The sequence below is a fragment of the Candidatus Moraniibacteriota bacterium genome (assembly GCA_035390125.1).
Classification (GTDB): Bacteria; Patescibacteriota; Minisyncoccia; order Moranbacterales; family GWC2-37-73; genus DAOOTD01.
On sequence record DAOOTD010000001.1, the window covers coordinates 177,471 to 196,260 of the forward strand.

General features: G+C 32.1%; 13 protein-coding genes. 1 reads left to right on the forward strand and 12 read right to left on the reverse strand.

Translation table 11 applies throughout. From position 1 onward, the window contains the following. Positions 1-165 precede the first annotated feature (165 nt). From clpB to PLR68_00965, 9 genes are all read right to left on the reverse strand, one after another. A complete protein-coding gene (gene clpB / locus PLR68_00925) occupies positions 166-2,757 on the reverse strand; it encodes an ATP-dependent chaperone ClpB (protein ID HOW60306.1) in 2,592 nt (863 codons plus the stop codon). 99 nt (positions 2,758-2,856) lie between these two features. Continuing rightward, on the reverse strand, positions 2,857-3,036 hold the full coding sequence (locus PLR68_00930) for a ferredoxin (GenBank protein ID HOW60307.1): 180 nt from the start codon (positions 3,034-3,036) through the stop codon (positions 2,857-2,859). 26 nt (positions 3,037-3,062) lie between these two features. Beyond that, positions 3,063-4,112 (reverse strand): peptidylprolyl isomerase, encoded by a 1,050-nt coding sequence (locus tag PLR68_00935; GenBank protein ID HOW60308.1) that lies wholly within the window; start codon positions 4,110-4,112, stop codon positions 3,063-3,065. Positions 4,113-4,127: 15 nt separating this feature from the next. Further along, a complete protein-coding gene (locus PLR68_00940) occupies positions 4,128-4,517 on the reverse strand; it encodes a hypothetical protein (protein HOW60309.1) in 390 nt (129 codons plus the stop codon). A gap of 201 nt (positions 4,518-4,718) precedes the next feature. Continuing rightward, positions 4,719-6,515, reverse strand: a complete 1,797-nt coding sequence (gene lepA, locus PLR68_00945; GenBank protein ID HOW60310.1) for a translation elongation factor 4 — start codon at positions 6,513-6,515, stop codon at positions 4,719-4,721. A gap of 93 nt (positions 6,516-6,608) precedes the next feature. Continuing rightward, on the reverse strand, positions 6,609-8,252 hold the full coding sequence (gene murJ / locus PLR68_00950) for a murein biosynthesis integral membrane protein MurJ (GenBank protein HOW60311.1): 1,644 nt from the start codon (positions 8,250-8,252) through the stop codon (positions 6,609-6,611). 33 nt (positions 8,253-8,285) lie between these two features. Next, on the reverse strand, positions 8,286-10,973 hold the full coding sequence (locus tag PLR68_00955) for a DUF4012 domain-containing protein (GenBank protein HOW60312.1): 2,688 nt from the start codon (positions 10,971-10,973) through the stop codon (positions 8,286-8,288). Continuing rightward, complete coding sequence (locus PLR68_00960; GenBank protein HOW60313.1) at positions 10,960-12,093, reverse strand: glycosyltransferase family 1 protein; 1,134 nt, start codon at positions 12,091-12,093, stop codon at positions 10,960-10,962. Before PLR68_00960 ends, PLR68_00955 begins: the two co-directional genes overlap by 14 nt. Positions 12,094-12,162: 69 nt before the next feature. Beyond that, the gene (locus PLR68_00965) at positions 12,163-13,311 is read right to left on the reverse strand and encodes a glycosyltransferase family 1 protein (protein ID HOW60314.1); all 1,149 of its coding nucleotides are present in this window, start codon (positions 13,309-13,311) and stop codon (positions 12,163-12,165) included. A gap of 193 nt (positions 13,312-13,504) precedes the next feature. On the opposite strand from PLR68_00965, the gene PLR68_00970 reads away from it, so the two are divergent. Next, entirely contained in the window at positions 13,505-13,738 is a 234-nt protein-coding gene (locus PLR68_00970) for a hypothetical protein (protein ID HOW60315.1), read from the forward strand. A 61-nt stretch (positions 13,739-13,799) separates the two neighbouring features. Here PLR68_00970 and PLR68_00975 read toward each other — a convergent pair whose 3' ends face one another. The 3 genes from PLR68_00975 to PLR68_00985 are packed head-to-tail and all read right to left on the reverse strand — an operon-like array spanning position 13,800 to position 18,746. After that, positions 13,800-14,918, reverse strand: coding sequence for a glycosyltransferase (locus tag PLR68_00975; GenBank protein ID HOW60316.1), 1,119 nt, complete (start codon positions 14,916-14,918; stop codon positions 13,800-13,802). 6 nt (positions 14,919-14,924) lie between these two features. Then, positions 14,925-16,631 (reverse strand): single-stranded-DNA-specific exonuclease RecJ, encoded by a 1,707-nt coding sequence (gene recJ / locus PLR68_00980; protein ID HOW60317.1) that lies wholly within the window; start codon positions 16,629-16,631, stop codon positions 14,925-14,927. Between the two features lie 42 nt (positions 16,632-16,673). Continuing rightward, on the reverse strand, positions 16,674-18,746 hold the full coding sequence (locus PLR68_00985) for an acetate--CoA ligase family protein (protein ID HOW60318.1): 2,073 nt from the start codon (positions 18,744-18,746) through the stop codon (positions 16,674-16,676). Positions 18,747-18,790 lie beyond the last annotated feature (44 nt).

Here is an 18,790-nt window from a genome sequence, read left to right on the forward strand (position 1 = left end):
TAAAAGAAAAAAGATAATACTGTATAGAAATATTTTTATATGGAAAAACATGTGTTTTTAGACAAATTAAAAAAACCTTACTAAGTGTAATTTTCCCATGTTATAAGAGAGATGTCAAAAAATAAAAGAATAATCTTGTTTGTTGAAAAAACAGATAGAATGAAATTATTTAAAAGCAATTTTTCCATTTTCCAGCTTTACATTTACTGTATCTCCTTCTGCTATCTTCTTTTCAATTATTTGCAAAGCTAATTCGTCCAGGATCTCATTTTGAATTATTCTTTTAAGTGGACGTGCGCCATAAATAGGGTCATATCCTTTTTGTGTCAAGTACATTTTAGCTTCGTTGGATATTTTTAATTTTATATTTTTTTCACCAAGACGCTTTTGGACTATATTTATCTGCAAATCAACAATCTGTTGCAATATTTTTTTATTAAGTGGGTGAAAAATAATTATTTCATCAATCCTGTTCAGAAATTCTGGTTTAAATTGTTCTTTTAGACTGGCTTGAATTTTGTTTCGCATCTCATCTTCCCCATCAATACACTCCTTGCGTTCACTTTGAAAACCAAAGGATTGCATTTTATAAATAATATCGCTACCAACATTGGAAGTCATTACGATGACTGAATTTTTAAAGTTAACTACTCTGCCTTTAGCATCAGTAAGCCGTCCATCCTCAAGTATCTGCAATAGAATATTAAATACTTGCGGATGAGCCTTTTCAATTTCATCAAATAAAATTACACTATATGGTCTGCGACGGATAATTTCAGTAAGTTGGCCACCCTCTTCATAGCCAACATATCCGGGAGGCGAACCTATCATTTTTGCTGTCGAATGTGCTTCCATATATTCACTCATATCCAATCTTACTAATGACTTTGGATCGTTGAATAAAAATTCAGTCAATGTTTTAGCGAGTTCTGTTTTTCCAACCCCCGTAGGTCCCAAGAAAATAAATGAGCCTATCGGACGATTTTCTTCAGAAATTCCTGCACGAGATCTGCGTATAGCATTTGAAATAGATTTAATAGCTTCATCTTGTCCTATGACTTTTTTAGCCAATTCTTTTTCCATATAGGCAAGTTTTTCTATCTCACTTTGTAACATTTTTGAAATAGGTATGCCTGTCCAGCGAGAAACTACTCTTGCAATGTCTTCTTCAGTTATTTCTTCTTTTAATATAGAGCCTTCTTTTTGTATTTTGTTAAGCTTTTTTTCTTCTTCTTTTATCTTTTTTTCCAAAATAGGAATTTTTCCATAGCGGATTTCAGCTACCTTGTCTAGTTCTCCTTTACGCTCAGCAAACTCAGCCTCTGACTTCAATTTGTCGATATCTTTTTTGTGTTGTCTGCTTGCAACAATAAGATCTTTTTCTGTTTTCCACTGTAATGTTAAGCTGTTGGATTTTTCTTTAAGTTCAGCAAGATTCTTGTTTATCTGTAATATTTTTTTGCGGGAATCTCTGGCCTTATCTTTCTGAATAGCTTTTTTTTCAATTTCAAGCTGCCGTATTTTTCTCTCCATCTGATCTATTTCGATCGGCATCGAATCTATCTGGATGCGCAGTGCTGAAGCGGCTTCATCAATAAGATCAACTGCCTTGTCCGGAAGAAATCTATCGGTTATATATCGTGAAGATAAATTTACTGCAGATTGAAGAGCGTCATCAGTGATTTTTACGCCATGATGCAATTCATATTTTTCCTTTATGCCGCGCAGAATTGCTATCGAATCCTGAATAGAAGGTTCAGTTACTATTATTGGCTGAAATCTTCTTTCTAGTGCAGCATCTTTTTCTATATACTTCTGATATTCTTTTGTGGTTGTTGCTCCGATTGTTCTTAGATTTCCTCGTGCTAAAGCCGGCTTTAGCATATTTGATGCATCTAGAGATCCTTCTGTGGCCCCGGCTCCTACCAAGGTGTGCAATTCATCTATAAATAAAATATATTTTCCAGAAGATTTCTCTGTCTCTTTTAAAATGGCTTTTAATCTATCTTCAAATTCCCCCCTAAATTTAGCTCCTGCAAGCAGTGATCCAAGGTCAAGAGAAATTAATTCCTTATCCTTTAATGTTTCCGGAATATCTCCGGACGCAATCCTTTGCGCTAAGCCTTCAACGATAGCCGTTTTTCCTGTTCCAGCCTCGCCTATCAAAACCGGATTATTTTTTGTGCGTCGGCTTAAAACCTGCATAACACGACGTATTTCCTCGTCGCGACCTATAACAGGATCAAGTTTGTCCTGGCGAGCTAGACCGGTTAGGTTAATTGTATATTTTTCAATGACCTGAAATTTACCTTCTGGTTCAGGTGAATCTACCTTCTGCGATCCTCTGATTTCAGAAAGTATTTGCAACACTAAGTCATAGGTTATGTTTTTAGATTCGAAATTTTTTTTCACTGGAGAATTAACAGAAAGCAAAGAAAGAAGCAGATGTTCCGTGGATACAAAGTCATCTCCTAAATGTTCCATTTCTCTCTCGGCTTGATCAAGAATCTGCAATAATGTCGGGGTTATAAATATTTGTCCTAAAATACCACTAGATGATTTTGGATATTTTTTAGCTTCTTCTAATGCTTCTTTTTTCAATTCGTCTATATCTGCCCCGATTTTACTAAGTATTATCGGAACTATTGAGCCCGCTTGTGTGATTAATGCATAAAGCAAGTGAAAAAAATCAATCTGTTGCTGTCCAACAGAAAGAGCAAATTCTTGTGATTTTCGTAAAGCCTCCTGGCTTTTCATAGTAAATTTATTTATATCCATGTCGATAAAGTGCCTAAAACTAACCACGAGAATGCAGCTAATTTTAGAATTTAATATTTATATGAAAAGAAAACCTTTTTATTCTAAAGAAATTGCATTAACTGGACAGCTGTCGGCTACTTCTTGGCAATTACAATCAACACAATTATCGTTTATAACACAGGACTTTCCGTTTTCTACTTTAAAAACATTAGGACAAAGAGCTTCACATGCTCCACATCCAATACATAACTCTTCATTTACAACTGGTTTTGACATAAATTTTTTATAATTATTTTAATTTTTTAAAACATTATTGATAAATCACCCGCTGTTTTTGAACGTTCATTTTTCTCAAAATTTCTCATTTCCTCACTTTTAAAATCGACTGAACCGGCAGAGCTATCCCAGGCAAAACCACTTAGAGGGATAAATATGTGTAAATTCTTTTTTTGATTTTCAAGCCAATCTGCAAAAGTGTCTTTTGCAACAAATATTTGCCTGATTTCAATCATATCTTCCCCATTATCCTTTTTTTTGTCTTTTATTTCGATAATATGAAAACCAATGGAAGTTTCTAAGATGCTATTCTTTTCAATGTTTTTTGAACCAAATAATATATCCTGTAATTCTGGTAAAAGCTGGCTTTTCTTAACCCAACCCAGTTCACCACCATTTTCTTTAGATGCCCCAACTGAATATTCCTTCACTACCTGGGCAAAATCAGTTCCTTTTATGAGCTGTTTTTGGGCTTCTTCAATTTTTGTTTTAGCTATAGAAACATCTAGTTCATTATTTGATACATACGAAGACAGTGCTGCTTTATATGCATTTGGCATTACAACAAATTTTTTAAAATCTTCCATACTCCATCCATATGAATTTAATAAATCACTTTTTATATCATTTGCAGTCCCATATTCATTAAGTGTTTGATTAATAACGTTATCAACATCTGCCTGAGACAGTCTTATTCCTTTTTTGTTGGCAAGAACTTCAATTATCTTGTCTTCTATGAGTTTATCTAAAATTTCGCGTTTTTTAATCTGCAATCTCTTTTTCCCGTCAGACGTTGTAAAATCAATTCTCAGTCCTTCATCAGAAAAATTATATGATTTATAAAATCTTTCTATAGAAGCCAGATCTTTCTCAACATCCTTTATGTAAACCAGGTGAGTATAATTAATAATGGCAGCAGGAAAAGGTATTATACTGGAAACCGTTACCGATATTCTCTTACCGATTTCAGTTTGTGTCCCATAAGCCAAAATACTTATGACTCCTATAAATATTACAATGATAATTAAAATAGCATATATCAATGTTGAAAGTTTTACTCTTTTTTCATCGTTCATAATATTTAAATTTTTTTATTTATTATATTTAAAGAAAAAATACCACCATTTTTTATAATTACTCTCGTTGTTGCTTTCTTCAGTTTCTTGATTTTGTTGATTCTCGGCCTGAATCATCTCTGTTTTATTTTGATTTATTATCACTACTTGCTCGTCAGCTTTCTGTAAGTTTATTTTATCTTTTGACACTTTTTCAATAAATTCAGGTGTATTGTAATAATCAATCTGATTTTGAAAAGTGCGATTATCATTTTGTATGCGTTCAGCTTGTTGTTTTAAATCACTAATCTCTTTTTCTATTTTTCTGCCACGATAAGCCTCTTTTATTGCAATTGTAGAAACAGTCAGGGCTATAATAATTCCAATAATAAATAAAAATATTGCGGAGGAAAATTTTCTTTTCATGAATTTTAATAACCTATAAAGAGCGAGGATAAGGAAAATCCAATCATTGATATTATTCCCAATATCGTAATGATAATCCAGATTATCCGCATTCTTTTGTTTCTTTTTTTATGGCTCATAACAGTAGTATTTTAACAAATATAAAACCTTATTACAAGTTTGATAGTTCTAACACAAAACGGAAAATTATTTCATGTATTTTTATCTTTTCAATACAGCCAAATAGGCTTCGGACGGAATTTGGACCTTGCCAATGTTTTTCATTTTCTTTTTACCCTTTTTCTGTTTTTCTAAAAGTTTATTTTTACGTGTTACATCTCCTCCATAAAGCTTAGCAATAACATCTTTGCGGAACGGTCTGATTGTTTCCCTGGCAATAATTTTTCCTCCAATTGCTGCCTGAACTGGAATTGCAAAATTTTGACGCGGGATGGCGTCTTTAAGTTTTTCAACTATTCTCTTCCCTTCTCTATGAGCATTTTCCTTGGGAACTATCCTAGAAAGTGATTCAACCGTATCACCGGCTAAAAGAACATCAAGTTTTACAAGATTTGAATGTCGATAACCAATGAGATCATAACTCATAGAAGCATAGCCCGATGACACACTTTTTAGATCATCATGAAAATTAACAATAATATCAGTCAATGGGACTTCAAAACTGAGAACTATTCTTTCCGTATCAATATATTCCGTATTTAAATAAATTGATCTTAAAGAACTCATTAAATCCATGATAGCACCTAAATATTTGGCGGGTGTTATGATATCAATTTTCACATAGGGCTCTGAAATTTCTTCAATCATTGAGGGATCAGGCATTTGTGAAGCTGAATATATTTTTTTATTTTCCTGTTCACCTTTTAATTTTATTTCATAAACTACGCTGGGCGTAGTAATAGTTGGTGAAAAATTAAATTCCCTTTCCAGTCTTTCTTTAATAATTTCTAAATGCAATAATCCCAGGAATCCGCAACGAAAACCCTTACCTAATGCTGCATTGCTTTCAGGTTCAAAAACAAACGCCGCATCATTTAGTTTTAATTTTTCCAGAGCATCACGCATAAAATTATAAGCATCTCCTTCAAGTGGATACAGTCCGGCATATACCATTGGCTTAACCTCCTTGTAGCCTGGTAGGCTTTTAACTAAGACCCTGTCATCTTCAACAGTGATCGTATCACCTACACGACAATGATCAACGCTTTTAAGTCCTGTGGCGATATATCCGATGTCTCCGGCTGTTAAAATTTCTGTTGCGACTAATCCTGGTTTGAAATAGCCAACTTCCACCACACCACTTTCCTTGTGATTTTCCATCATGCGAATTTCATTATCACGTTTTACATGCCCATCGACAATTCTTACGTAAGCCAGCACTCCTTTATACGTGTCGTATTTTGAGTCAAAAATAAGAGCACGTAGAGGTTTTTCAGTATCTCCTTTAGGCTCAGGGACTTTTTCCACAATTGCGTGCAAAATTTTATCAATTCCCTGTCCTGTCTTACCTGAAGCTTGTAAAATTTCTTCTTCCTTGCATCCTAAGATGTGTATGATTTCTTTTTTTGTCTTTTCAGTATTCGCGTTTGGAAGATCAATTTTATTTATGACTGGAATGATTTCCAAACCTTGTTCAATTGCTAAATATAAATTAGAAAGTGTCTGTGCTTGCACGCCTTTTGTCGCATCAACTAAAAGCAAAGCACCTTCCACAGCAGCTAATGAACGAGAAACTTCATAACCGAAATCAACATGTCCCGGAGTATCTATAAGATTCAAAACATATTCCTGATTATCATAGGAATAATTCATTCTTACAGGCTGAAGTTTTATTGTTATTCCGCGTTCGCGTTCAAGATCCATTTGATCAAGTAATTGCTCTTTCATTTTTCTTTTTTCGATAGTTCCAGTAAATTCCAAAATGCGGTCAGCTAGAGTTGACTTTCCGTGATCAATATGAGCAATTATACAAAAATTTCGAACTTTATTTTGGTTCATATAAAGTTTATTTTATATTAAAAAAACCTTAAAATCAAGAAAAACGGACAAAAAAATATATGCCCGTCCTTCATTTATATATAAAGCAGCTAATTAAATTCCTGTTACTTCCCCTGTATCTTCTTCGATAACCTTTTTAACTCCGAAAATTTTCCTGGTTATCGAATCTTTAAATTGGAAAAATTCTTTTATTTTTAAATAATAACTGGCAAATAAAAATGCGCCTAAACCAAATATACCGGCAATAAAAAATTGCCTAAAGACGGCAAAAAAAGTGTCCAGTTCTCCCTGTGTTCCTACGACATATTTCATAACCTGTGCAACTCCGCCTCCGATTAATGAAGCTGCTAAAATCCTCAGGGTAGAATCTAAAATATTTTTTCCATCAATACTAGAGAGTTTTTTACGCAAAAAGAACATTAAAAGAAACATATTTACAAAACTAGAAAATGAGAATGCGATTGCCAATCCGAAAATGCTGTATTTTTTAATAAGCAAGGCCACCATAAACAAATTAACTGCTTCACTTATAAAAGCTATATAAAGGGGAGTTTTAGTATTTTGTAAGGCATAGAAAGCCCTTGTTAAAAGTGGCAATAGAGCCTGAGCAAGCAAACTTATCGATAATAAACCTAAAACCTGAAATGTTGCAATGGTGTCATTCCAGTCAAATTTTCCAGAACCTAACGCTAAACGCACTGTCTGTGCACGCAGGACATAAATAAAAATACTGGCTGGAATAATGAAAAATAATATTTGTCTAAAAGTGTGGGAAAAAGCGCTTATAAACTCTTCCTTTTTCTTATTGGCAGCATATGAACTTAATGTTGGAAAAACAGCAATTGCAAATGAAATTCCAAAGAGTCCAAGAGGCGCACTCTGTATATTATTAGCGAAATTAAAAACTGCCAAACTTCCAGCCGTAAGCGTTGAAGCAAAGATAGTTATGATCATAAAGTTTATCTGACTGACTGCAATTGTCATTGTTCTAGGTAACATAAGTTTTAAAACTCTTCGTATACCGGGATTATTAAAAACATCTATAAACATTGGTCGAAAATGAAAGCCAGAAAATTTTACAGAAGGATATTGAATTAACATATGAAGTGTTGCTCCCAACACAACCCCCCACGCCAATCCCATGGGCCCTGCCCATTTCACAAAATAAACAGCGCCAATAATAATACCTATATTGTAAAAAACAGGAGCCAGGGAATATATTAAAAATTTTTTAAAAGACATAAGTATTCCTCCGAATATGCCACTTATTCCTAATAAAAAAGGACTGAACAACATTACGCGGGTAAGATTGACCGTTAAATCCATTTTATCTCCAGCGTATCCGGGTGCAACTAAATGCATAAATTGAGGAGCAAAAATAACCAATAAAAGCAGGATAGCTCCAGTTATATAAATCTGTAAACTCATTATTCCTGAAGAAAGTTTCCAGGCATCTTCCTCTTTTTTTTCTTCAATGAATTGGGTAAAAATAGGAATAAAAGCAGCACTGAGTGCGCCTACTATTATTAAATTATAAATAAGATCAGGAATACGGAAAGCAGCATAATAAGCATCAAGTGTATCTCCTGCTCCAAATTGACTGGCTAAAATGCGGTCTCTGAATAAACCTAAAATACGGCTAGCAACACCAGCTAGAGATATAATAAAAGCCGCAGCTGCAATAGATTCGGTCGGTTTTTCGTTTAAAAAATTGTTTTTTATAAGCTTTTTTATCACAAGAATATTTCGAAATTTAAACTAATTGTATTTTTATTCATTTTTTTCAAACACAATTGCTTCAAAACGATCAATTGTTAAATTTGTTTCATTTTTTAAATTATTGCCATAGTCCTTATTATAATCGGGAAAACTCCATTTGACTTTATAATTTTCAGGATAGGAAATATTTGACAAAAAAGAGCTTCCTATACTGCCTGATTGTTTCTGCGCAACTAATGAGTAAGAATCTATGTGCTGAGAATCTTTCACGGCAACTTTGAAAAGTGAGAATGGCAATAAATATTTATAAGTGATGGTAACTGTTTCTTGGGGACTTACGTATACCCAATTTGCAAAAACTGTTTTATCGCGGTCTTTATATATACGAGTACCTGAAATAGGGTCAATTTCTGTATTATTTTCCTCATTTTGTACGTCGATATCACGTTTAAATCCAAGAGCCTGATAATCCAACGGTTCCTTATTAATTTCACGAGTTTGTCCGCTAGTCTCTAACAGTTTAGATCCTTCCGGAACATAAACTCTCATATAATCAGCATTAACTTTATTCAACCAGTCATGTTTATAATTGCCACCATTATGTTTTCGTGTAATAGTAACCGTATCAATAATTGAGCCATCTTCTTTTATTTCTGCATCATGTTGGATACTTTCATTTATAACAGCATCTGTTTTAAATCCGTTTATATTGGTATTTACAACACTCAAATAATCACTTTTTGTTGATATAATTTCTCCAGACCAGCCTTGTTCGGATATTATATTCTGCAAATTATTGTCCTGAAAATAAAGCAATATCTGTTTTTCTTTTAATCCATTAATAAAAACATTGATAACTTTTGATGCCGTTTCTATATTTTTGCTAGATGAAAGTTTTTCAAATACGATCGGAGCTAAATCTGACAGAATTTTCTTTGGTTTATTTTCTTCTTTATCGTAATCAGCTTCTACTTCATATTGAGTGACTTCCGTAAAATTTTCAGAATCAAGAGTAACATCATATTCAGGCATTTCTATAGGTCCTGTTATTTCGAGTAGTTTTTGCATAATTATTGGTGTAAATGTAATTATGCCGTCAGCAGTGGGTCCACCCGTTTTCTCATAAAAATAAATCGCTTTTCTGGCCGAGGTTGGAAAATCTGGAAACCAATTACTATCATGTAAACTCCAAGCAGCACTGATTTTTTGGATTGGCATAGGAGGCACAACCTTTTCTTTCAATTGCCCATCAGGATTGAAGATTCCGTCAATAAAAAATTTCTTTATATTGCCATTCGAGATATCCAAAAGACCATAACTGCCTATAAATCCTCCCGTAGCCCTTATTTCTGAATTATTTTGAAATAAGAACAAATATTTTCTTGGCCCATTACCACCTAATAAATCAACAAAAATATGACTGTTGTTCAAGAAGGAGTCTATTGATTTACGTATTTCAGGCAATTTTTGTTTAAGTAATATGAATTTATCCCGCTTATCTTCAGGAAAATCATCTGCAGATATTTTATCTATATTTTTTTGTGAAGCGTCAAGTTCTTTTTTTGCATAATTAACATTCTCTTCGACTGATTTAAAAATATCCAGCAATGAAAGCTCGTTCTGACTTGAATTATCAATAGGATTTTTTAGCTCAGTTAATATTTTTGCTAAATTATTAAGCGCTTGTCCTGCAGCTGAAAAATGCTTACCAGCTTCAACAGCATTTTTTCCAGAAGAAACCTCGGAAGCAAAGGGAATAAAACGCGCAGTTTCTATAATTACCCCGCCCATAGCATTGATATCCTCAGAAGCCTTGGAAAAATTAGTATAAGCTTTAGAAAATTGTTTCGCTGAACCTTCAAAATTTCGAGCTTTCATTTCCTCTATTGCCGAAGATAAATTATTAAATCCATCTTGGCTAATACCGAGAACACGCTCTTTTATGCCAAAACCTCTACTGGCATATGATCCGCCACCTATAGTAAGCAGCATTGTTAAAGCAACTGCTGCAAATACAGTAAGGGATTTTCTTATATCAAACTGGAATAAAAATTGCGATGGTAAAAAAAATTTACTCCAAGAAAAATTCTGTGGGTAAGTTTCGTCTTTATTATTAAAAATAGGCTTGCTTATTGATGGAAATACTTCTTCTCTTTCGATGAATTCCGTATTATTTTTTAGTTCTTCTTCTATCCATAAAGCTTTTTGTTTTTCAAGTTCCTTTTTTTGCTTTATTATAGTTGCTTCTCTTTCATTCTCTAACTTGTGATTATATTCATTTATTTTTTTTATATTTTCTTGTTGTCTATAAGATTTTATAGGCAATATTTTTTCATATTGAATTTGTTTCTCTGTTTTTTTTGCAATTACTTCGGCTTCCTTTTCCTTGTTGCTGTTTTTGATTTTTTCTAGGATTAATTTAGATTCATTTGTAGAATTTTTATTATCGACTTCTGAAAAATATTTTGCTGTATCTTTTATTGCTTCATATTTTAAAATTTCATCTAAATTAAATTCTGGATCATGAAAAATAGGAGCTTTTTCATTTTCAATGCCAACGCCCAAAATGTAAGCTTTTACAGGTTTTTTCAAGCATATTTTTTTTAATCTGGTATTTTTTTCTACATTAAAATCCCGATTTGAAACTGACCTAATCTTTTTCCAATCCAAATCCCCAGTCTGATTAACCGGTTTTACATCGAACATTTGTGGGATAATTTTGTTTTTATTTTTCACCATTGTAAATTTTTAAAGTTTCAGTCGCCATTTTTTCCCAACTGTATTTTCCTATTTGATTTAAACCTTTTTTTATCAAGCTATTTATCAATACCTCATCCGTTGTTATTTTTTCCATTGCTTGGATAATTTCTCTTTTTTCTTGTCCGTTGAAGAAATAAGCGCTATCTCCTAATATTTCTTTCATGCATGGATGATCCGAAGAAATAACGGGAATATTCCAAGACATTGCTTCAAGCGGTGGGATGCCAAAACCTTCATAAAGAGAAGGGAAAACATATGCTCTGGATTGTTTATAAATAACATCTAAAATTTCATCTGAAACTTGCCCCAAAAAAAGCACATTTTTAATATTCTTTTTTTCAATCAGCTTCTTTAAACGTTTATAAAAATAATCCATTTTCCCAACTAGTGCTAGTTGGTATTTTTGAGCTTTATTCATGCTTGAAAAAGCCAAAACCATCCGTTCTAAATTCTTGTGCGGATAGGCGTTCCCCACATAAAGCATGTACGGTTTAATTATACCATATTTTTTCAATATTTCTACATCCGAAACTTGTTTATTTTTGTCTTTTTTTTCTAAATCATTTCCTGCTTCGTAAGTTACGATTATTTTCTCCTCTCTAAGATCTTTTTTATAATATTTTAGCAATTCTTTTTTGGTGAAATTGGAAACTGTTATAACTTTTTTAGCTTTTTTAATAGCTGACCATATAACAAATTTATAACACCAGAATTTTATTTTATAAAAAATAGGGTTAAGAGCCGTGCCTCTGAAGGTTGGAAATTGAAGCAGGATTAAGTCATGTATTGTTACAACAAATTTTTTTCTATATAAAAATGGCACATTAAAATGAGGAAAATGCACCAAATCAAGATTGAATTTGTTGAGAAGTAGTGGCATTTTTATCTGCTCAGTAAAGGTATACCACTGATAATCCGCCAAAATTTTCCGGAAGTTTTCATTTTTAGGCTGATATTCATCAAAATTTTCTTTACGCAAAAAAACAATATATTGATTTTCCTGATCAATCTTTTCCAAATTTTCAATAAGTTTTTGGGTATAACGCCCTAGTCCTTTGCCGATTGAGCCAAAAAACCGCGCATCAATTCCAATTTTCATATGGCTCAATTTTAGCATTTTTCAAGTGTTTAAAAAAGCATTTAAAAAATACTTCTTAAGATTTAATTTTTATTCGAAAAACTTTAGCAATTCCCTGGCTGAAGCTTTCCAATTGAATCTAATTGCCTGTTTCAGGGCCTTTTGATGCATAGTTGCATGAAAATCACGATTTAGCAGAACCTCTTTCATAGCAAGATAAAGTTCATCCGGCTTGTCTGGATCAACCATAATAGCTCCGCTGTCAGAAACTTCTGGCAAAGAAGAAGTATTAGAGGTAATCACAGGCACACCACAGCGCATGGCTTCTAAAACAGGGATGCCAAATCCTTCAAAAAATGACGGATAAACAAAAAGCGAAGCCATTGTATAAACAGCAGTTTTATCTTTGTTAATAATATTGTTTATAAAAATTATATCATCAGTAAATTTAGAGTTCTGCATAATAGAAATAATATTTTTTGTCTTCCAACCCTTGCTTCCAGCTATTACTAATTTATATTTGTCTAATCTAAAATCTTTGATTTCACGCAAACGATCATAAGCTTTTATGACAGCTGGAATATTTTTTCTTGGCTCAACGGTTCCCAGATAAAAAATAAAATTAAAAGGCAATTTATATCTTTCTTTAATTTCTATAATTTCTGGGCTATTACGATCTAATTGTTCGAAATTAGCCGGTATGCCGTTGTAAATAACTTTCACCCTTTTTTCCGATATTTTCCACCTCGAAATAAGGTCATTTTTTGTAGATTCAGATACGGCAATTATTTTACTAGCAAGTTGGCAAAGCTTGCGTGGATTTATTATTTGATGCCAAAGTTGACGTTTAATGGAAAAAGTTTCTTGAAAAATTTCGTATGATAAGTCGTGTATAGTTAAAATAAGTTTCGTATTTTTTGAAAGAGCAATAAAACCGATGTTGGGCATGAAAAAAATATCAACTCCGCCAAGCATCTTATCAACGTATGGCCAACGTAAATACCAAAAGCATAAGTTAAGCAGCTTATTAGGATAATTAAATTTTTTTATCTTTACATTTTTAAACCTAGAAAACACCGATAAATCAAAGTTATAATTGCGGAAAGAATTTAAAAAGAGTATATATTCATTTTGTTTATCAAGCTCAAAAAGCTGTTCAAGAATATTCATCGTATACTCTTCAACTCCAGTATTTCTGCCGTCAGAAAGGCACCTAATGTCAATTCCTATTTTTGCCATTTTTGTCTATTAGATAAACGATTTTAACGTCATTTCATAATAACTTAATATCAGAAATTATCAAATATTGACTTTTTAAATACTTTTAAGTATAACTTTTAAAGCTTCTGGACAAAAATAATGGTTTAATTTATTATTAGATTTCCCAAGTATTAGTACTTGAGTAGTATTTTAAAAGAAGGAGGATTGGACAATGTTTTACTGTGATTATTGCAATAAACTGATAGAAATTGATGATTTGATTAAAATGGAAAAAGATGAAATTTCTGAGAGCGACAAAGAATGGCAAGTAAGTGAAAAAACGTGCATGGAATGTAGAGAAGAAATAAGAAATGCAAGGGAGGAATTTAGCAGTGACAACTCACCACTGCATCCTGACGAAACAGTGGAAGAATTTGAGGATCATGAAGATCACGACCTCAAATAAAAAAGATAGTAAAGCTATCCAAAAAAAGAATCATTTTCGTAAAATTACAAGTGATTCTTTTTTATTTTCTCTGCTTATGTTTTCCTACTTCTCTTTGAATGATTTCTTTTATTTTCTCCTTAAAAATTTCCCGATCGAATTTTAAAACCCTTGATCTTATATATTTCTGATCAAAGGACATATTATCGAATTTTTTTACAGCTTCTATAATTGCTTCAGGATTTTGCTCTTCAAAAAATACTCCCATTTTTTCTTCTTCCATATGTTCCGGAATATCTCCGCCACGATAAGCGATCAGAGGTTTTCCCGAAGCTAAGGCTTCGATAGCGACAATACCAAAGTCTTCCTCTTGAGGAAAAATAAAAGCTTGGCAATCAGAATAATATTTTTTTAAATCTTCATCATTAACTCTGCTTAAGAATTCAATGTTTGATTTAGATATTTTTTTCAAGCGTTCCATTTCTGGTCCCCTGCCGATTATTTTTAGTTTTAATCCAAGCTTATTGAAAGCTTCAATGGCTATATCATGTCTTTTATAGGTGATCAGTCTTCCTACCATCAAGAAGTATTTTTCAGTTTTTTCTTTAGTCAAGTTATCAGTAATTGAGAATTTTTTTGTATCTACGGGTGGATTTATGACTATGGAATCTTTGTGGTAATATTTTTTTATTCTTCGAGCAACAAAATTAGAGTTAGCAATGAAAATATCAACTCTATCTGCACTTGTTTTATCCCATAAGCGTATGTAATTCATTGCAAAAGGAATAAGTTTCTTTATTATTTTTGGAAAATAAAAGTCGCGCGTATATTTTTGACAGTCATCCCAAGCATACCTCATTGGAGTATGCATATAACATATATGCAATGTATCTGGTCCGGTAATTATGCCTTTAGCATAACTCGAGGAATCCGAAATAACGATATCATACATTGAAAAATCAAACTGTTCTATCGCTGGTGGCATAAGCAACGGGAAAATCCTATGACGTTTGCGTGCAAAAGGAAAATTTTGCAGATAGGAAGTATATATGCGCTTATCTTCAAAAACTCCATGCATGGCTTCCTTATTATATATAATGGTATAAATTGGTGCATATGGATAAAGTTCACAAAGACACTCTAAAACACGTTCTGCTCCTCCGTATTGCACTAAATAATCATGAACAATGGCTATTTTCATTGTTTTTTATTTTATAATCTTCATGTCTACGAGGGATAGTTGAATTTTTTTATTCCCATTCCACTCATCTTTCTGTATATTGCAAAGAATATCAACATTACTTCCTTCGTTTATATCTATAAACTTTTCATAACCATTGAAGCAAATAGACTCAAAAATATTCGAAGATCCGTTAGTTGTTAAAAATAGCTTTATATGTTTATTACCATTACCGACTATTTTCTTTTCTTTAATATTTAAATTTTTTATAAGAAACACAGGTTCTCTGTTTCCTTCTCCAAAAGGCTTAAGTTTTTCAAGATCTTCTACTAAGTCATAATTTATATTTTCCGCTAAAGCTTCTCCGTCAATTTCTATTTCTTTTGAAAGGTCTATATCTTTCAATTTTTTATTTATAATTCTGTCTATTTTTGTGTAGAATTTTTCAACATTTTCTTTTTTAACACTAACCCCGGCTGCTTGAGCGTGGCCGCCAAATTTAACCAGCAAATCTTTGCATTCTTCGATTGTTTCTATAATATTCAATTTAGGAATACTACGGAAAGATCCCATGCAAATATCTTCGCTTTCTTGAAAAATAGCCGTAGGTTTATTGAATTTTTGGGCAATTTTTCCAGCCACTAATCCAAGAATTCCTACTGGAAAGTGTTCGCCTATTGCGAAAATAAATTTTTTATCTTTATATAAGCTTTGTGCTAATAGTTTAATTTCATCAGTTATTTTATCAGTCATTTTTTGTCTTTGACTGTTTTGGTCTTCAATTTCTAAGGCTAATTCCCGTGCCTTAGCAATATTTTTTTCGAAAACAAGATCAAATGCCAAATTAGCATGCTTTATTCTTCCAGCTGCATTTATTCGCGGTGCTACATAAAATGAAACTTTTCTAGTATCTGGCAAAACATTTTCATTAATTATTATGCGCCCGACCTTAAAAAGTTCCTTAAGTCCTACTCTTCTGGTTTTTGTCAAAACTAAAAGTCCAAATTTTGTAAAAAGACGGTTTTCTCCTGTAAGAGGAACGCAATCGGCAATAGTACCAATAGCTACTAAATCAAGCATCCATTTAGTTTGTTCTGTTTTTTCTTTTATTAATTTTTGATAAATGGCCTGTACAACTTTAAAAGCTACACCAACCCCAGCTAAATCTCTAAATGGATATTTTGAGTCACTAGAATGAGGGTTGATAATAGCATAAGCTGGTGGTACATTTTTAGGAACATGATGATGATCAGTGATAATTACATCTATACCTAATGAGTTTGCTTTTTTAATTTCTGTAATGTTTGTAATACCACAATCAACAGTTACAATTAAAGATACTTTTTTTTCTTTGAATGTATCTACAGCAGTAACATTAATGCCATAACCTTCTATGTGCTTATCGGGAATATATACATAAGAATCAATTCCCAGTTTATCAAATGCTTCTTTCATTATTATAGAAGCAGTAATTCCATCTGCGTCATAATCTCCATAAATTACGACTTTTTCATTTTTATCGCAAGCTTGTTTCAGTCTCTGAATAACCTTTTCCATATCTTTAAAGAGAAAAGGGTCATTTAGATCAGTTTCATAATTAGGATCGACAAATTCCCTTACTTCTTTTTCTGTCGCGATACCACGAGAAAACAAAAGCTGCACTATCAATGGATGCAACGGAAAAGAAAAAGAAGAAGGTATCTCCTGCGGTTTATTTATCAGCCATTTTGTCATAATACTTTTTTATATCTAATTCTTTAAACAATAAAACATTTTTTAAATAATTATTTTTACATCAACCGCAAAAGCTTTGCGCCCGTCATTATAAATTAATAACGGGTTTATGTCGAACTCTTTAATCTGTTTGTTTTCTAATGAGAAATCCATAAGGGATTTTACAATTTCAGAAAATTCATCAATATTATAAACAGCTTTTCCGCGAGCACCTTTGAATAAAAAGCTTATCTTTCCTTGTAGAAGCTTTTCTTTTATTTTATTTTTATCCATAGGTGGCACAAGGAAATCAACCATTTTAAAAATTTCTGTGTATATTCCACCTAAACCATATATAATAATTGGGCCAAAGATTAGATCTTTTTTGATACCTAATATAATTTCTATTTGTTTTTCTTTCATGGGTTGGATGATAAGCCTTTCACCTGGAAAATTGTCCTGTAATTTTTTAATGGATAAATTTAAACTGTCCCTGTTTCCTATATTCAATATCAGCGCTTGCTTGTCTGATTTATGTAATATTTTATCACTATCAACTTTTAAAGCTATTGGATAGTTGATATTTTTAGGAAAATCATTATAATTTGAAATTTCATAAAATTCTGAGCATTTTATGCCATATCTTTTCATAACATTTGCTGATTCACTGAAAAAAAGAGAACCCCTTTTTTGTTTATAAGCTTGTGCTATTATTTCAGCGACTTGATTTCTTCTTTCTGCTAATTTTTTTATTCTTTTTCTTGATAATTTGTTTTTCCTAAAAAAGTCCCATTTGTAATATTGATCCAATGCCCGCACCGCATCTTCAGGATTGGAAAAATTAGGAATATTTTTTTCTTCAAGATATGAAATAGCTTTTTTTACTCTTTTTCCACCTATAAAAACAGCTACTATTGGCAATTTTATTGATTTTTTTGATTTAATAATTATTTTACTTATATTTTCAACCGGTGTTTGTTCTTGTGGAGTAAGTAAACAAAGTATAGAACCCGTGTCGCTTCCTTTTATAAGATTAATAACATTTTCATATCTATCTTCTTTTGCATCACCCAAGAGATCTATAGGATTTTGTATGGCTGATTCTTCTGGAAGATTTTTTCTTATTTCAGTCTTTATTTTTTCATTTAATTCTGCTAAAAATATATCTTTGCCTTTAAAAGCGTCTGTTGTAAGAACACCAGCTCCTCCTGCATTAGTGACTACTGTGGCAGTATTATTTCTTGGTGCATTTGTGAATGAAATGAGCTTTAATAAATCAAAAAAATTATTTAAATCATATGCTCTTATTATGCCTGCGCTTTCAAATACAGCGTTAACTACATCATCACTGCCCGCTAACGCTCCAGTATGTGAAGAAATTGCTTGCTGTGACTTTTCTGTTTTCCCTGCTTTTAATATAACAATAGGTTTCTTAACTGAAACTTCTCTGGCTTTTTCCAAAAATTTTATTCCATCTTTTATGCCCTCTAAATACATTCCAATAACTTTCGTTTCCCTGTCCTCAGCTAAATATTCTAACAGCTCTATCTCATTGATTTGCATTTGATTTCCCACTGAAATTATGTTTGAAAATCCTAGATTTTCTTCTGAAGATTTATCCATAAGAGCAACTGCTAATGCTCCAGACTGCGAAACAAAGGATATGTTTCCATTTTTAGGCATTCCACTGGCAAAAGAAGCATTGATTTTTAATTTAGGTACAATAAAACCAAGGCAATTTGGGCCTAAAATGTTTATTTTATATTTTTTTGCTAAGACTAAGAGATCTTTTTCTCTTTTTACTCCTTCTGGACCACTTTCTGAAAAACCAGCAGAAATAATAACAAAATTTCTAACATTTTTTGATCCATTATTTACTACATCTAATACGAACTTTGCTGGTACGCATACTATAGCCAGATCAATTTTATCTTTAATCTCTCCTAAAGAAGCATAGCAACGTCTCATTTTTAAAATTTTATATGCAGGATTAACAAAATATGTTTTCCCCTCATATCCTAATTTTAAAATATTTTCAGTTATAATATTTCCTATCTTACCTTTCTTATTTGAAGCGCCTACAATTGCTATAGATTTAGGGCTGAACAACGATTTGTATTTTTTTATTTTTTTCATATATACCCATTATAATAGCTTTTAAATAAAAAAGCGAGTAGTAA

Bases quoted from the DNA above. Each gene is read 5' to 3' on its own strand.
- PLR68_00940 (HOW60309.1), bottom strand. From the start codon at position 4,517: ATGAAAAGAAAATTTTCCTCCGCAATATTTTTATTTATTATTGGAATT.
- PLR68_00975 (HOW60316.1), bottom strand. From the start codon at position 14,918: ATGAAAATAGCCATTGTTCATGATTATTTAGTGCAATACGGAGGAGCA.
- PLR68_00935 (HOW60308.1), bottom strand. From the start codon at position 4,112: ATGAACGATGAAAAAAGAGTAAAACTTTCAACATTGATATATGCTATT.
- PLR68_00930 (HOW60307.1), bottom strand. From the start codon at position 3,036: ATGTCAAAACCAGTTGTAAATGAAGAGTTATGTATTGGATGTGGAGCA.
- recJ (HOW60317.1), bottom strand. From the start codon at position 16,631: ATGACAAAATGGCTGATAAATAAACCGCAGGAGATACCTTCTTCTTTT.
- clpB (HOW60306.1), bottom strand. From the start codon at position 2,757: ATGAAAAGCCAGGAGGCTTTACGAAAATCACAAGAATTTGCTCTTTCT.
- PLR68_00985 (HOW60318.1), bottom strand. From the start codon at position 18,746: ATGAAAAAAATAAAAAAATACAAATCGTTGTTCAGCCCTAAATCTATA.
- lepA (HOW60310.1), bottom strand. From the start codon at position 6,515: ATGAACCAAAATAAAGTTCGAAATTTTTGTATAATTGCTCATATTGAT.
- PLR68_00970 (HOW60315.1), top strand. From the start codon at position 13,505: ATGTTTTACTGTGATTATTGCAATAAACTGATAGAAATTGATGATTTG.
- PLR68_00965 (HOW60314.1), bottom strand. From the start codon at position 13,311: ATGGCAAAAATAGGAATTGACATTAGGTGCCTTTCTGACGGCAGAAAT.
- PLR68_00955 (HOW60312.1), bottom strand. From the start codon at position 10,973: ATGGTGAAAAATAAAAACAAAATTATCCCACAAATGTTCGATGTAAAA.
- PLR68_00960 (HOW60313.1), bottom strand. From the start codon at position 12,093: ATGAAAATTGGAATTGATGCGCGGTTTTTTGGCTCAATCGGCAAAGGA.